Raw genomic sequence first — 14898 nt, 5'->3', positions numbered from 1 at the left:
CGGTGGGAACGTTCTATTCTCATGGAGTTCCTACCGGAAACAGTGATACACGACCGCTTGTCACGGCGCATTGCATGCATGCGCCAAATTGCGAGAACCTGAATGGACACCCGCCGCGGACGCTCGATCGAAGTGGATTTTTTCCGCGGCGTCGTATTGATCGTCATCGTGTTGGACCACATTCCCGGCAGCGCGCTGTCGCATCTGATGTTGCACGCGTATGCCTTGTGCGACTCGGCTGAAGTGTTCGTGTTTCTCGGCGGCTATGCGTCGGCGGCGGCGTACACGGCGGTGCTCGCGGGCCGCGGCGAGGGTGCGGCGAAGATGCGTTTCGTCAGACGCTGCTGGGAGATCTATCGCGCCTATCTGCTCACTGCCGTACTAACGCTGCTGTCCGGCGCCGCGCTCGCGCTATTGCACCTGAACCAGCCGATGGTGGACCTCACCGGCTGGCCGCCGTTCGCGATTCAGCCGTTGCGCGAGGCGTTCGATATTGCCGTGCTGCGGCGCCAGCCGTATCTCTCCAGCGTGCTGCCCATGTACGTGATCTTTGCGCTATGCGTACCGTTCATGGTGCCGCTGGCGCGCCGCTCGTCGCTCGCGGCGCTGGGTTTGAGCGTGACGATCTGGGCGCTCGCCCGGCCGCTGGCCGCGTTATTCAGCATTGACGACGTGGCCAGCTGGGCTTTTAATCCGTTTGCATGGCAACTGATGTTCGTGCTCGGCATGCTGTGCCGGGTGCAACCCATCAGCGAGCGCTTTTACGCCACCCGCACGGCGCGCTGGTTGACGCGCGCCGCGGTGGTCGCGGTGCTGGCGTTCGCCATCGTTAAACTTTTCGTGCTCACGCAGCCGCTGCCCGGCACGCTTAAACAGAACCTTTCCGTGGACCGCGTGATCAACTTCATCGTCATCGCCTGGCTCGCCGCGCAGTTCGTGCGCATGGGCAGCATCGCGTGGCTCGCGGAGCGCTTGCCGGCCGTGGTGACAGTGGGCCGTACCGGGCTCGCGTGTTTCGTCGGCGGCACGCTGGTGTCGTTGATCGTCGACACGGCGACGCCGCATACTTTCCACGGTTTTCGCGGCACGTTGATCGGACTCGGCGGCGACCTGGTCGCGATCGGCGCGCTGCTGATGATCGCGCGCGGCTGGAACGACTGGAGAGGGCAGCAATCGCGCACGGCTGCCAATGGCGCGGGTTACGGATGAGGGCGCAGGTGCGTCGTGCGGGTTTCAATTTGGGTTCACGCACGCTCGTCACGGCTGTCGGCGCCGCGCTATGGCTGATGAGCACCTCAGAGGCGTTTGCCGCGCCTAAGGAAGCGCCGCTCGCCATACGTTGCGCGGAATTCGCGGGGGCGGTGCTGCCGCCTGAACTGATCGCGTTGCCCACTGCCGGTGCGCAGATCGAAAGCGCGGCGATGGTGGCCGCCACGGCACCGGGTAATCAGCAAGGCGGCGAATTTTGCCGCATCACTGGCCGCATCAAGGCGCTCAAGGCCAGCACGCCCGACATCCGCTTCGACCTGAATCTGCCGCGCCGCTGGAACGGCCGTGCGTTGCAGATCGGCGGCGGCGGCTATAACGGCGTGGTGGTGAGCGGCACGGGCGTGATGCCGTTCTCTCCGGATCGCGCGCCGCTCGCGCAAGGCTATGCGACTTTCGGCGACGACTCGGGTCACGTGGGCGATTCATCGCTGGCGGTGTTCGGTCTCGTCGATGAAGCGGTGACGAATTTCGGCTACGCGCATCTGAAGAAAACGCACGACGCCGCGCTCGCCCTCATTGCGCGCGCTTATGGCCGGCCGCCGCAACGGATGTATTTTGCCGGCGGCTCGACGGGCGGGCGCGAAGGCTACACGGTGATGCAGCGCTATTCCGACGACTACGACGGCGTGATCGCCAATTCGCCCGCGCTGAATTTTTCCGGCGTGCGGCTGATGGGCGTCAAGCTCGGTCAGGCGGAATACGCCACGCCCCGGGGCTTCATTCCACCGTTGTTGCTCGAACACGTGTATCAACGCACGCTGGCGGTCTGCGACCGGCTCGACGGCGCGCCGGACGGCATTGTCAGCAACGTGGCCGGCTGCCGGGAGCAGGAAGCGGACCTCATCGCTTCGTTGCGCTGCGCCGGCCGCGCGCCCTCGCACGACGAGTGCCTTACTGACGCGCAACTCTCCACCTTGCTGGCGATGCGTGACGGGTTGTCGTTGCCCTACAAGCTGGCGTGGGACGTGACCGGCTATCGCGGCTACAACGTCTTTCAGGGTACGCGTCTGAACGGCCTGCTCGGACTCGCGCATCAAGCCGAGCGCTTGCCGGTGCCGACCTTTTTCGCCAACGGCTACCTGTTCGCGCAGGGCGACGGCTACCTCCGCTATTTCGTGACGCGAGACGCGGCGTTCGACTCGCTCAAGTTCGACCCGCAGCATCCCGGCAAATATCGCGCGCAGCTCATCACGCTTTCACAGACGATTGGTTCGATGAATCCCGACCTCTCGCGTTACATCGCGCACGGCGGCAAGCTCATCACGCTGCAAGGCCTCGCCGACGAAGTCATCAGCCCGAACCAGACGATCGCCTACTACGAAGCGCTGATCGATCGCTTCGGCGCCGACCAGGTCAATGGGTTCATGCGGCTCTATATGGTGCCGGGTTTTCAGCACGGCGGCGGGGTATTCATCCCATCGGTGGATCTGTTGGGTGTGCTCGACAACTGGGTGACGCGTGGCGCATCGCCCGAAACGTTGATTGCCACGGACATCGCGGCGGCGACCAACGGACGCTCGCGTCCGTTGTGCCGCTACCCGCTGTTTCCACGCTACATCGGTAAGGGCAATGTGAATCTTGCCGACAGTTTCGCGTGCGCCGAACCGTGATGCCGCCGCCTGCGCGCTTTCGTCAAAATTTTCCAGAAGAAAGGGCGGCGGCGCATTATCCGAACGCCGCCGCCCCGGCTGAGGCGACTTACCTCAATGCAGTTGCAGGGCTCCTACTGACCGTTTTGCATCGTGCCGTTGTTCATGCCATTGCCCGTGCCGCTACGCGTACCGTTGCTCATGCTATTGCTCGTGCCGCTCTTCATGCCGCCGTTCGAACGGTTCATCGAGGGGCTGTTGGGCGACGCACCCGTACCGGTGCCCACGCCCCCGCCGGTGCTGGTCGAGCCCGGCGCGCCGTAGCCCGAATCGCTCGGGCTTTTCATCGTGCCCGGGCCGACACCCGGTGTCGCGGCACCGCCTGCGCCGCCGGCATTGCCGCCGCCGGCGCCGACGCCATTACCGCCGCCCGCACTACCACCCATACCACCACCCGCACCACCGCCTGCGCCGCCACCGCCCGCACCGCCGCCTGCTTGTGCATAAACTCCGCCCGACAGGGCCATCACGAGAGCCGAAGCAAAAATCGTCCTGGTAATGTGTTTCATGGTCCACCTCCATAGAGTCAATTGACGTCACGCAAGCGTATGTCGCTCACATGAATGAACTGCCGCAAGCGGTGTGCCTCGCGCTCGCCGGCGCATCGATATGAACGGCAGCGACGTGTTCCAGGACGCACCGCCTTTCCTGGTTCCGATCGAGCGCTGGACATCGCAGCAGTCACGGTGGAAGTCGAGCAGGAGGCGTTCCCGCCATCGCACGTCAAGACATGGTGAAACAATAGTTATCCGAAGTAATGAAGACCGATCCCGCGTCAAGGGGACAGGAACGCAAATCAGGATCTGCCAAAAAATTTGGCACTATTGAAGCAACCGTCTCGGATCACTGAGGATGCCGACAGGGAACACTCGGGTGCCATACGACAAGAAATTGTTACCTGACTCTCTGCCGTGCGATCACCGTTTCATGTAAAAGCAGCCGATCCAAAGCGCTCATCCAGCGCCTCGGCGAGGCGACCGATAGTGCTTGCATACGAATCGGGGCGGTAGCATTGTGAAGGCGTTCCGCCCCATGCTAAAGTCCAATGCGCTAAATCGGCAGCATGTTCGAACACGAGTAAAAGTACACGGCCCGGCGCCCGCGCCGCCTGCTGGTAAACGACTGGGGAAACTTGTATGGAAACACTCGGCGGAACGCGTCTCGCGCAACTATTCAATGAACGGCAAAGCGAGTTATTGGGCGAGTGGGTTGCTCAGCAATACGCGATCGCCGCGCGCCGCGGTGGTGTCACCGAAGCGCAATTGCGCAACCAGTTCGTGCAGTTCGTCGCGTTGACGTGCGCCGCGCTTGGTGCGTCCGACCGCGTCGACTTCAAAACACCGGCGTGGGACGACGTGCGTGGCCTGCTCGCGGAAGTATCGACGCAACGCGCGCGGCAGGGTTTTACGCCGGTCGAAACCGCCATGTTCGTGTTCTCGCTGAAGGAACCGCTCTTTGCACGCTTGCGCAGCGAGTTGGCGAACGATTCCGCCACGCTGGCGGAACTGACCTGGACCATCAGCAGCCTGTTCGACGCGCTCGGCCTCTACACCACGGAAGTTTTCCAGACGAGCCGTGAGCAGGTCATCGTGCGTCAGCAGCAGGAGCTGCTGGAATTATCCACGCCGGTCGTGCAACTGTGGGAAGGCATTCTCGCGCTGCCGCTGATCGGCACGCTAGACTCGGCACGCACTCAGGTAGTGATGGAAAGCCTGCTGCAGAAGATCGTCGAGACCGGCGCCGCGATCGCGATCATCGACATCACGGGCGTGCCGACTGTCGATACCCTCGTCGCACAACATCTGCTCAAGACGGTGGCAGCCGCGCGGCTGATGGGCGCCGATTGCATCATCAGCGGGATTCGGCCGCAAATCGCGCAGACCATCGTTCATCTGGGCGTGAATCTGTCGAACGTGATCACCAAGGCCACGCTTGCCGATGCGTTCGTCATTGCGCTGCAACGCACCGGCAGGTCTCTCTCGAACGGCGCTCGTCATGCCGAAGCCGCGGGCCTGTCCGGTTCGCCAGCCGCATTGCGCGGCAACCCGTTCGCCGGCGACTGACGCCGGTTCACGCGACCACCAACCGGACCCGGCGATGGAACGCATTCCAATTTTGCGGATGGGCAAGCTGCTGCTTGTCACCATCCAGATAGACATGCACGACCGTCTGGCGATGACCTTGCAGGACGATCTGACCAGCCGCATCGTCAAAGACCGCGCCAAGGGCGTGCTGATCGATATTTCATCGCTCGACGTGGTGGATTCGTTCATTGGCCGCATGATCGGCGACACGGCAGCGATGGCGCGCGTGCTCGACGCGCAAACCGTGGTGGTCGGCATGCAGCCGTCCGTCGCGATTACGCTGGTCGAACTCGGTCTGGCGTTGCCTGGCGTACGCACCGCGCTGAACGTCGAGAAGGGCATGGCGTTGCTGACCGGTACGGAACCGCTTTGAGCGCCATTCCCGGCCGGCCGCGCGATAGCGTGCCTCTCTCCTCCATGACGGGCAACGACGATGCGTCCGTCCCGAGTGGCCTGGCTGGTCCTGACGGTCAGCCGCCCGAGGAGATCATGCCGATCCGCTCCGACGAGCAGATCGTGCGCTTACGCCGTTTCGTGCGCGAAAAGGCCGTGGCGCTAGGCATGTCGTTAATCGATCAGACGAAATTCGTCACCGCGGCGAGTGAACTCGCACGCAACACGCTCACGTACGGCGGGGGCGGCGACGTACACTTTTATATCGTTCAGCGTAATGGACGTACCGGCTTGCGCCTCGAGTTCGTCGACAACGGACCGGGCATCGCCGACATTCAAAAAGCGCTGACCGACGGCTATACCAGCGGCAATGGTCTGGGCCTCGGGCTCGGCGGCGCGAAACGACTGTGCGACGAATTCGAAATCCGCTCCGCGCCAGGTGAGGGTACTCATATTTCGGTAACCAAATGGAAGCCGTTCTAAACGGGTTGAGCGCCACCCAACAGCGCTTCGAAATCGGCGATCCGAGCCAGGTTTCGTACGCGCGCCGCGGTATCAGTGAGTTGGCGCATAGCACCGGCTGCAGCGAAACGGTGATCGGCAGGCTGGCGATCATCGTGACCGAATGCGCGACCAATCAGCTCAAGCACGCGCAGCGTGGCGAATTGCTGGTGCGGCCGATCAGCGAGGCGCTGCCGTCGCGTTACGGCATCGAACTGCTCGCGCTCGACAGCGGTCCGGGTATTTACGATCTGCACGCCTGTTTCGTCGACGGCTATACGACCGCCGGCAGTCCCGGCAACGGCATGGGCGCGATTCAACGCCTCGCCGACGAGCTCGACATCTGGAGCGCCCCGGGTCAGGGCACGGTGCTGCGCATCGTAGTCTGGGCCGAGCCCGGCGCGGCGGCCGCGGAGCCTTGCGGGCCGATCGAATACGGTGCGATCAATCTGCCGTTGCAGGGCGAGACGCTATGCGGCGACGCATGGACGTGCGGCTACATGGAGGGCGAGTTCACGGTGATGGTCGCCGACGGACTCGGCCACGGCGCACTGGCGAATACCGCGGCCGTTGCCGCGACTGCTACGTTTGCCCGGCTCGGACCTTCGAGCGTCGTGGAAATCGTCGCGGCCTCGCATGAAGCGCTGCGACCCACCCGCGGCGCCGCGCTCGGCGTCGCGCGCATCCCGGCGCAGGCCGTCGCGAACGGCACGCCTGGCGTCGCGCGCTTTTGCGGCGTGGGCAACATCGCCGCGAGCGTCTGGACGCCGTACGGTCATCGTCATCTGGTGTCGCACGCCGGCATCGTCGGCCATCAATTGCGCAAGTTGCAGGAGTTTCAGGTCGACTGGCCGCAAGACGGTTTGCTGATCCTGCACTCCGACGGTCTCGCCACGCGCTGGGATCTGAGCCGCTATCCGGGTCTCACGCTGCGCCACCCGACCCTGGTCGCCGCTACGCTGTATCGCGACTTCACGCGTGGCCGCGACGACGTCACGGTGTTCGTCGCGCGTGCCCATCACGCGGAGCTTCCGTGATGGCCGAGACGCTCCATGCGATGCCGATCGACAGCGAGTTCGCCATGGTTGCCGCGCGCCGGCGCGCGCGCGAACTTGGCGAAGCGCTTGCCTTCACCGCGCACGATCAAACACGCATTGCCACCTCGGTGCTTGAAGTCGCGCGCACTGTGCTGAGCGCCACGCGGCACGGGCGTGCCGAATTTCTGCTCGACGAAACGAGCCGCCCGCAAGCCTTGCTGATTCGTTTCGTTGCGCCCGCAACCACGCTCGATCAGCTCCGTGGGCGGACCGCCGGGACCGCTCGTACCGCCGATGCCGAAGAACCGGCCGGCGTCATGGGCGTACTCGCTGCTCAGCGTCTGATGGATGCGTGCCGGTTCGAAGACGCCGCGGGCGACGCCGTCGTTACCTTGATCAAGCACTTGCCGGAGCAGGCGTCGCGTCCTACCGCCGCCGCGGTTGCTACCGCCGCCGCGCTTGCCGAAGGGGCGGCCGCCACGGGCGCGCAAGGTTCGTTCGACGAAGTCCAGCGGCAAAACCGCGAGCTGGTCAACGCGCTCAATGATCTGCGGGAACGTCAGGAAGAGCTGGTCCGGCTCACGCGCGAGCTTGAAGACACCAATCGCGGCGTGGTCGCGCTCTACGCCGAACTGGACGAGCGCGCCGACCACCTGCGCCGTGCCGACGAAGCGAAGTCGCGCTTCCTGTCGAATATGAGCCATGAATTCCGCTCGCCGCTGTATTCGATTCGTGCGCTGTCCAAGCTGCTGATGGACCGCGCCGATGGCGAGCTGACCGACGAGCAGGCCAAGCAGGTGCGCTTCATCCGCAAAGCAGCCGAGGAGCTGTCCGAAACCGTCGACGACCTGCTCGATATCGCGAAGATCGAGGCGGGCAAGATCGAACTGCGGCCCGCCGAATTCGAAGTCGCCAATCTGTTTTCGGCCTTGCGCGGCATGTTGCGTCCGCTAGTGCCGGCGAGCGGTGTCGAATTGCTGTTCGATCCGTGCGACGACATCCCGCCGGTATTCGCCGACGAAGGCAAGGTCTCGCAGATTCTCCGCAATTTCATAACCAATGCGCTAAAGTTCACCGAACGGGGTGAGGTGCGGGTGCGGGCCCAATATGACGCCGCTCAACAGCGCCTGACTTTCTCGGTGAGCGATACCGGCATCGGCATTGCGCCCGAGCACCAGCAAAGCGTATTCGAAGAATTCGAGCAGGTGGAAAACCGCCTGCAGACCTATGTGAAAGGTACGGGGCTCGGTCTGCCGCTGTGCAGCAAGCTATGCAAGTTGCTGGGTGGTTCGGTCGTGCTCCAAAGCGAACTGGGCAAAGGCTCGACCTTTACCGCGACCATCCAGGCTTCTGTGCCGACGGAAAACGATCTCCCATGAGCGACGCGACCAACACGCTGATATTGAACGTCGACGACAACGACGGCGCACGGTATGCCAAGAGTCGTATTCTGTCGCGTGCGGGCTTCGTCGTGATCGAAGCCGCCAACGGCACCGAGGCGATCGAACGCGCGCGGCTCTCGTTGCCCGACCTCGTGCTGCTCGACGTCAAGCTGCCGGACATCAACGGCTTCGAAGTGTGTCGTCAGATCAAGTCGGCGCCTGAGACGGCCGGCATTCTCGTGTTGCAGACCTCAGCGGCGGCCGTGCAGAGCATCGACAAGATTCGCGGTCTCGACGGCGGCGCCGATAGCTACCTGATCGAGCCGATCGAACCGGCCGAGCTGATCGCGCATGTGCGGGCCCTGTTGCGGGTGCGTCGCGCGGAAGGCGCCCTGCGTGAAAGCGAAGAGCGCTTTCGCCAGATGGCCGAAAATATCGACGACGTATTCTGGATGCTCGACCCTTCAACCGACCAGTTGCTGTATGTGAGCCCCGCGTATCGGCGGCTATGGGGCGACGAGGAGTTTGAGCCGCATCCTGGCGCGGGCCACTGGGCGGGCCGGATCCATCCGCAAGACGAAGCCGCGGTCGGCAGCGCGTATCGCGCGCTGGCAACGGGCGTTCCGTATGAGATCGAGTACCGCATCGTGCGGCCCGATGGCGCAACCCGCTGGGTCGCCGAGCGCGGCTTCCCGGTGCGCGATGGGCGCGACCGTATCTACCGTTTGGCCGGTATCGTCAACGATATCTCGGAGCGCAAAGCCAATGAAATGGTGCTGCGCGACGCCGATCGCCGCAAGGACGAGTTCCTTGCGATGCTCGCCCACGAACTGCGCAATCCGTTGGCGCCGATCCGCAATGCCATCGAATTGCTCGATCCGAGCCGCTCGCCTTCGCCGCAGAACTTCGATGCGATGCGCGCGGTGATCGGCCGCCAGGTCAAGCATTTGAGCCGCCTCGTCGACGATCTGCTCGACGTGGCGCGGATCACGCAAGGCAAGATCACGCTGCGCCAGGAGATTGTCGGCCTTGCCGCCGCCATCGAGGCGGCGATTGAAACAGCCGCGCCCACGCTCACGAGGAAGGGCCACACGCTCAGGACCGAGATGCCTGACGAGCCGCTTTTTATCGTCGGCGACGGCGTGCGGATCGCGCAGGTGCTCGGCAATATCCTCTCGAACGCGGCCAAGTACACGCCGCAAGACGGCGAGATTCTGATCGACGTTCGCGAGTTGAGCGACAACGTGCAGATCACCGTGCGCGATAACGGCGTCGGCATTGCTGCCGACACCATTCCGCATATCTTCGACCTGTTCGTGCAGTCCGAGAGTTCGCTCGAACGCTCCGAGGGCGGCCTCGGCATCGGCTTGCCATTGGCGCGCACGCTGGTCGAGTTGCATGGCGGCACAATCGAGGCATTTTCGGCGGGCCCGGGGAAGGGCAGCGAATTCATCGTGTGCCTGCCGCTGACGCGCCTGGCGCAGACCGATCATCCGCTCGTCAGCGCGCCTGTGACCGTGCCGCAAGGCGCGGGTCCGGCGCTGCGCCTGCTGCTGGTGGACGATAGCGTCGATGCCGCGACAGCCATGTCGCTCCTGCTCGAATCGGACGGCTATGACGTGCGCATCGCGCATGAAGCCGAACATGCGCTCGAGATCGCCGCGCAATTCGAACCAGAGATCGTTTTGCTCGATCTCGGCTTGCCCGGCATGGACGGGTTTCAACTCGCGCAGGAAATGCGCAAGCGCGCGGCTACGGCAAATGCGCTGCTGATCGCGGTCACCGGTTATGGACAGGCGGCCGACCGTCAGCGTTCGCATGAAGCGGGCTTCGATCATCATCTGGTGAAGCCGGTGTCGTCCGATGAAATTCAGCGCTTGATTGTCAGCCGTTTCCCGAGTGGGCATAGTTAAGCGATAGTCGCACGCCGCCCGGCATGGACATGGTAGCGCCAGGGCGCCGGCCTTCACTGCATCGATACGGAAGCCGAACTATTTTGCATTGCGGCGAAATAGCCGGCTTTCTTTTTTTCTGCGCCGCGCGCGGGATTCAGCCAGGACCCTGGCAGGCGCCTCCGTTCGCCGTAATTGGATGGCATGCTGCACGCTTTCGCACTTTCCATTACATTGCGGGTGCGGTCGCGCATTCGCACCGCTTCCTTCCAATCAAATAACGGTGTCTGCCATCGTCGAATCCATGCAGCCAATCGTCTCGGTCACGAATCTGTCGAAAACCTATGCCACGGGTTTTCATGCACTCAAAAACATCAATCTGGCGATCAACCGCGGAGAAATCTTCGCTTTGTTAGGCCCGAACGGCGCCGGCAAAACTACCCTTATCAGCATCATCTGCGGCATCGTCAAGGCGAGCGAGGGCAGCGTGATGGTGGACGGCCGCGACATCGCGGTCGACTATCGTGGCGCGCGCGCGCTGATCGGCCTCGTGCCGCAGGAACTCACCACCGACTCGTTCGAAACCGTCTGGGCAACCGTCTCGTTCAGCCGCGGGCTGTTCGGCAAGCCGAAGAACCCTGCTTACATTGAAAAGGTGCTGCGGGATCTGTCGTTGTGGGAGAAGCGCGATAGCAAGATCATTACGCTGTCGGGCGGCATGAAGCGTCGCGTGCTGATTGCGAAGGCGCTCTCGCACGAACCGCGCGTGCTGTTTCTCGACGAACCCACGGCCGGTGTGGACGTCGAATTGCGCCGCGACATGTGGAAGCTGGTGCGCTCGCTCGCCGCGAGCGGCGTGACGATCATCCTCACCACGCACTACATCGACGAAGCCGAGGAGATGGCTGATCGCATCGGTGTGATCAATGCGGGCGAGATCATGCTGGTGGAAGAGAAGACGGAGTTGATGCGCAAACTCGGCAAGAAGCAGTTGACGCTGCAACTGGAGAGTCCGCTCGCCCAGGTGCCGCCGGCGCTGGGTGCTTATGGGCTGGATGTCGCCAAGGGTGGCAACGAGTTGATCTATACGTACGAGGGCGACGGCGGACGCACCGACATCATCGCGTTGCTCAAGGCGCTCGACGACGCCGGCATCCGCTTCAAGGATCTGCATACGACGCAAAGTTCGCTCGAAGACATCTTCGTCAGTCTGCTGCGGGGTAACCAATGAATATCTACGCAATTCGCGCGATCTACAAGTTCGAGATGGCGCGCACCTGGCGCACGCTGATGCAGAGCATCATCGCGCCGGTGATTTCGACATCGCTTTACTTCGTCGTGTTCGGCGCGGCTATCGGCTCGCGGATCAAGGAAGTGGACGGCATCAGTTACGGCGCGTTCATCGTGCCGGGTTTGATCATGCTGTCACTGCTGTCGCAAAGCATTTCGAATGCATCGTTCGGGATTTACTTTCCGCGCTTTACCGGCACGATCTATGAGTTGCTCTCGGCACCGGTGTCGTATCTCGAGATCGTCGTGAGCTATGTGGGCGCGGCGGCCACCAAATCGATTCTGCTCGGGCTGATCATTCTGGCTACCGCTGGCCTGTTCGTGCCGCTGCAGGTGCAGCATCCGTTCTGGATGATTCTGTTTCTGGTGCTGACCGCCGTCACGTTCAGTCTGCTCGGTTTCATTATCGGCATCTGGGCGGATAGCTTCGAGAAATTGCAGCTCGTGCCGCTCCTGATCATCACGCCGCTCACGTTCCTCGGCGGAAGTTTCTATGCGGTCAATATGCTGCCGCCGTTCTGGAAGGTCGTGACGCTGTTCAATCCGATCGTCTATCTGGTCAGCGGATTTCGCTGGAGCTTCTATGGCCTCGCCGATGTGGATGTCGCTGTCAGCCTCGGGATGACCGCGCTGTTTCTGGCGGTGTTTCTGGTGATCGTCGCGTGGATCTTCAAGACCGGGTATCGGCTCAAGAGCTAACGGTTTTGCGCAAACTCCGTGGCGTTCGCCGCCTCGGCTATCGTCTGGCACGGCGCGATCATTCAAGGCGCGATACTTGAGCTGAATACGATGCCCGGCGCGTCTGCGGCCGGCTCGACGCGTGCGCCGGCCGCAGCTCGCTTTCGTGCCGTTCCTAGGTCACATACCCCTGCGCCACATTGATCAACTGCACGCGATTGCGCACGTTGAACAATTGGCGCAGGCGCCGCAAGTGATAGTCGACGTTATGCGGTGACAGCCCGAGGAAGTAGGCGATTTCCTTGTCACGCTGCCCCTGCACGACCGCCTTCAACACCGCATGCTGCAACTCGCTCAACGTGACGCGCTGCTGCTGGGCGGGCGCGATCCCGATTACGCTTTTCGCGTGCGTCCAGATGAATTCGTGGATCGTGTGCGCGAACATCAGCGTTTCGGCCACGATCGATTCCGTCATCCAGCGCGGGTTGCCGATCTCCGAGTTGAAGCACAGGCTCGCACTCAATTCCGGCTCGGGCAGCGGCATCTGCGTGAGAATTCCGCTCTTGCGGCCGGTGGCCTCCAGCATGTCGATCAGGCCGCCGAGCCGCTCGCTGCGCATCTGCGCGCGTGGCAGGTCGGCGCGCATGTCGGCGGTGTTCCAGAGGAACGGCATGCCGGTCGGCGAGGCCAGCGCGACGCGCGGATCAAGCTCGAAATAACGCTCGCGGAAATAGCGTGTGAGCCATGTCTGCGACTCGTAGCTGGTCAGCACGAACATCGTCTTGTGATGCGCCGTGGTGCGCGTGGCTGTATAGCTGAATGAGTCGAAGCCGAGTTGCTTGATGCGCTGCCGCACGAATTCGATGCGGTCCTGCGCGCTGCCAAATCGCACCAGTGGACTGATCACCGGCGTGGCGCGGCGCGCGGCGGGCGAGGGCGTGCCGATCTCCTCCTCGGTAAAGAGCGTGAGGAAACCTGCGGGCACGATCCCTGATGCGGTGCGGGTGGATGCCCTGGATGCTTCAGCCGCGTGGGCTGATTTCCCGGTTTGCCGCGTGCCGGCCGGGTAGGCCGGTGGTGCGGTAACCGCGGAGTTGTAAGCCGCCGACACGTGGCTGGCTTCGCCTTGCGGCGAGCCGGTCAGCCAATGCGGCAGCGTATCGCATTCGTGTTCCATGAAACGGTAGCTCCGGCGTTCGAAACGCGTGAAAGACGACAACCTGAATGATTAGCTATTTCCAAAAATTACGGTAGCCGGTTCCTTGCTATCATTTTTGAGATCTTGCTCTGACCTTGACCTCAGACCTGCTAACCGGCGACGCGGTGCGGCAGGGATTGCTCATGTGCATGCGGGACCTCCCAGGAAGCGACGTGATGGCAAGAATTCCAAAGCTGACAACGACGCTCGCCTACGACCGCTATATGGCGGGCCAGAAGCTGGTCTCGAGCGTGGATCGCCCGTGGCGGCACCTGGTGCTGCGCTCGTACCTCGAACCGGCCGAGCAGGAACTGCTGGAGGCGCCCGGCCTGCAGGACGTCACGCTGATGACGCTCGGCAGCGGCGCCGAACACCTCGAGCGCAACCTGAATGGGCGCTGGGAGAGCGCCGACCTGCGCGTGGGCGACCTCTGGTTCGTGCCGCCCGTGCCGATCTCGTGGCGCTGGCGTTCGATCAGCGATGAGCCGCTGTCGACCGTCCATTTGCACCTGGAGCGCAGCCTGCTCGACAGCGTCGCCGACCAGATGGAGCTGGGCGGCTCACGCGAGCTGTCGCTTGGCGATGCGATGCAGTTTCACGATCCATTGATCGCCGCGATGCTCGGCGCCTTGCATCGCGCCGCGGGCGATCCTGCAGACTCGCGGCTCTATGTCGACGCGCTGGTTCACGGGCTCGCCGCTCATCTGTTGCAACATTACTCGCGCGCCCGTCACGCCGAGGCTGGCCTGCCGCCACAGCCCGAGCGCCTGGTGCCACGCCGCATCCGCTGTGTAACCGATTACATTCGCGCCAATCTTGCCGCCGATCTCGCCATCGGCGAACTGGCCGCGCTGGCCGGGTTAAGCAGTTTTCATTTTGCTCGGGTGTTCCGCCGTGAGACTGGTGAAACGCCTCATCAGTTCGTCACGCGCTTGCGGCTCGAAGAAGCCGCGAGGCTGCTGCGGGCCACCGATCAGCCCGTGATGCAAATCGCGATTGCAGTTGGGTTCGAGAATGCCAGTCATTTCTCCGTGCAGTTCAAGCGGGACTACGGCGTCACGCCGCTTGCGTACCGGCTGCGCGGCTGAGAGCCGGGTTGCCCGGCTGGATCGGGTGGGCGGTTTGCCGGTCTGAGGGCTACCGGCATATGGGCTGCCACCGTACGGCCTTACCGACGCACAGACCACCGGCTTGCGAGGCCCAAGCGGCATGCCAGCAGCCAGCTACACGCGGGCACGTGGAGCCGCCCGCGCAAGCATTCGCCGACATCGATGCAGTGCAGCGCGGGGATGCCTGGCGGCCGCGCGGCACAGGAATATCAACGTCGGCCGCGGTGGGTTATCGAGCGCAACGCTCAATGAATCGCCGAAACGGGGATCACGCACGTTTCGCAGTTTGCTGTGCATTGCGCGGCTTGCAAACTACGAACTTTCGTGGCGCGGTTGGTGATGGACCTGGCATGTGCAGGCCTGATGCTGTGCCGACGGTTTTTCAGACCGTCGTGTTCAATATGTGATGCAGTATG

14 protein-coding genes are annotated in these 14898 nt (G+C 63.1%); 11 read left to right on the top strand and 3 right to left on the bottom strand.

The annotated features are described in order from the left end of the window. Positions 1-102: 102 nt before the first annotated feature. Together P0D84_RS33230 and P0D84_RS33225 are read left to right on the top strand one after the other, a co-directional pair. Positions 103-1209, top strand: a complete 1107-nt coding sequence (locus tag P0D84_RS33230; protein WP_408343705.1) for an OpgC domain-containing protein — start codon at positions 103-105, stop codon at positions 1207-1209. Between the two features lie 77 nt (positions 1210-1286). Further along, positions 1287-2879: a tannase/feruloyl esterase family alpha/beta hydrolase gene (locus tag P0D84_RS33225; protein WP_408346226.1), complete on the top strand. Its 1593-nt coding sequence runs from the start codon at positions 1287-1289 to the stop codon at positions 2877-2879. Positions 2880-2992: 113 nt separating this feature from the next. Here the strand turns inward: P0D84_RS33225 and P0D84_RS33220 are convergent, their stop codons facing one another. Further along, positions 2993-3427 carry a hypothetical protein gene (locus P0D84_RS33220; RefSeq protein ID WP_408343703.1) on the bottom strand — a complete coding sequence of 145 codons (435 nt, stop codon included), beginning with the start codon at positions 3425-3427 and terminating at the stop codon, positions 2993-2995. A 627-nt stretch (positions 3428-4054) separates the two neighbouring features. Here P0D84_RS33220 and P0D84_RS33215 point away from each other — a divergent pair. The 6 genes from P0D84_RS33215 (at position 4055) to P0D84_RS33190 (ending at position 10228) form a co-directional block, all read left to right on the top strand. Next, positions 4055-4981: an STAS domain-containing protein gene (locus P0D84_RS33215; protein WP_408343701.1), complete on the top strand. Its 927-nt coding sequence runs from the start codon at positions 4055-4057 to the stop codon at positions 4979-4981. 34 nt (positions 4982-5015) lie between these two features. Then, positions 5016-5375 carry an STAS domain-containing protein gene (locus P0D84_RS33210; protein WP_408343699.1) on the top strand — a complete coding sequence of 120 codons (360 nt, stop codon included), beginning with the start codon at positions 5016-5018 and terminating at the stop codon, positions 5373-5375. A 116-nt stretch (positions 5376-5491) separates the two neighbouring features. Continuing rightward, a complete protein-coding gene (locus tag P0D84_RS33205) occupies positions 5492-5878 on the top strand; it encodes an anti-sigma regulatory factor (RefSeq protein WP_408346223.1) in 387 nt (128 codons plus the stop codon). After that, positions 5863-6933: an anti-sigma regulatory factor gene (locus tag P0D84_RS33200; RefSeq protein WP_408343697.1), complete on the top strand. Its 1071-nt coding sequence runs from the start codon at positions 5863-5865 to the stop codon at positions 6931-6933. Before P0D84_RS33205 ends, P0D84_RS33200 begins: the two co-directional genes overlap by 16 nt. Then, the gene (locus P0D84_RS33195; RefSeq protein ID WP_408343695.1) at positions 6933-8312 is read left to right on the top strand and encodes a sensor histidine kinase; all 1380 of its coding nucleotides are present in this window, start codon (positions 6933-6935) and stop codon (positions 8310-8312) included. The genes P0D84_RS33200 and P0D84_RS33195 overlap by 1 nt, the downstream gene beginning before the upstream one ends. Then, a complete protein-coding gene (locus P0D84_RS33190; protein ID WP_408343693.1) occupies positions 8309-10228 on the top strand; it encodes a hybrid sensor histidine kinase/response regulator in 1920 nt (639 codons plus the stop codon). The genes P0D84_RS33195 and P0D84_RS33190 overlap by 4 nt, the downstream gene beginning before the upstream one ends. Before the next feature lie 53 nt (positions 10229-10281). On the opposite strand, the gene P0D84_RS33185 is transcribed toward P0D84_RS33190, so the two are convergent. Continuing rightward, positions 10282-10461: a hypothetical protein gene (locus tag P0D84_RS33185; protein WP_408343691.1), complete on the bottom strand. Its 180-nt coding sequence runs from the start codon at positions 10459-10461 to the stop codon at positions 10282-10284. Positions 10462-10511: 50 nt separating this feature from the next. Between P0D84_RS33185 and P0D84_RS33180 the strand changes: the two genes are divergently transcribed. Together P0D84_RS33180 and P0D84_RS33175 are read left to right on the top strand one after the other, a co-directional pair. Continuing rightward, on the top strand, positions 10512-11438 hold the full coding sequence (locus tag P0D84_RS33180; RefSeq protein ID WP_408346220.1) for an ABC transporter ATP-binding protein: 927 nt from the start codon (positions 10512-10514) through the stop codon (positions 11436-11438). After that, positions 11435-12196 (top strand): ABC transporter permease, encoded by a 762-nt coding sequence (locus P0D84_RS33175; RefSeq protein WP_323045436.1) that lies wholly within the window; start codon positions 11435-11437, stop codon positions 12194-12196. The genes P0D84_RS33180 and P0D84_RS33175 overlap by 4 nt, the downstream gene beginning before the upstream one ends. A 154-nt stretch (positions 12197-12350) precedes the next feature. On the opposite strand, the gene P0D84_RS33170 is transcribed toward P0D84_RS33175, so the two are convergent. Beyond that, a complete protein-coding gene (locus P0D84_RS33170) occupies positions 12351-13352 on the bottom strand; it encodes a helix-turn-helix transcriptional regulator (RefSeq protein ID WP_408343689.1) in 1002 nt (333 codons plus the stop codon). A 197-nt stretch (positions 13353-13549) separates the two neighbouring features. Between P0D84_RS33170 and P0D84_RS33165 the strand changes: the two genes are divergently transcribed. Beyond that, positions 13550-14461 carry a helix-turn-helix domain-containing protein gene (locus tag P0D84_RS33165; RefSeq protein WP_408343687.1) on the top strand — a complete coding sequence of 304 codons (912 nt, stop codon included), beginning with the start codon at positions 13550-13552 and terminating at the stop codon, positions 14459-14461. Positions 14462-14898: the final 437 nt, after the last annotated feature.

This window comes from Paraburkholderia sp. RL17-337-BIB-A (assembly GCF_046025895.1).
In the GTDB taxonomy this organism is placed as follows: Bacteria; Pseudomonadota; Gammaproteobacteria; order Burkholderiales; family Burkholderiaceae; genus Paraburkholderia; species Paraburkholderia fungorum_C.
Note: the sequence above shows the minus strand (reverse complement) of the source record. Positions and strands in the feature narration are given on the sequence as shown.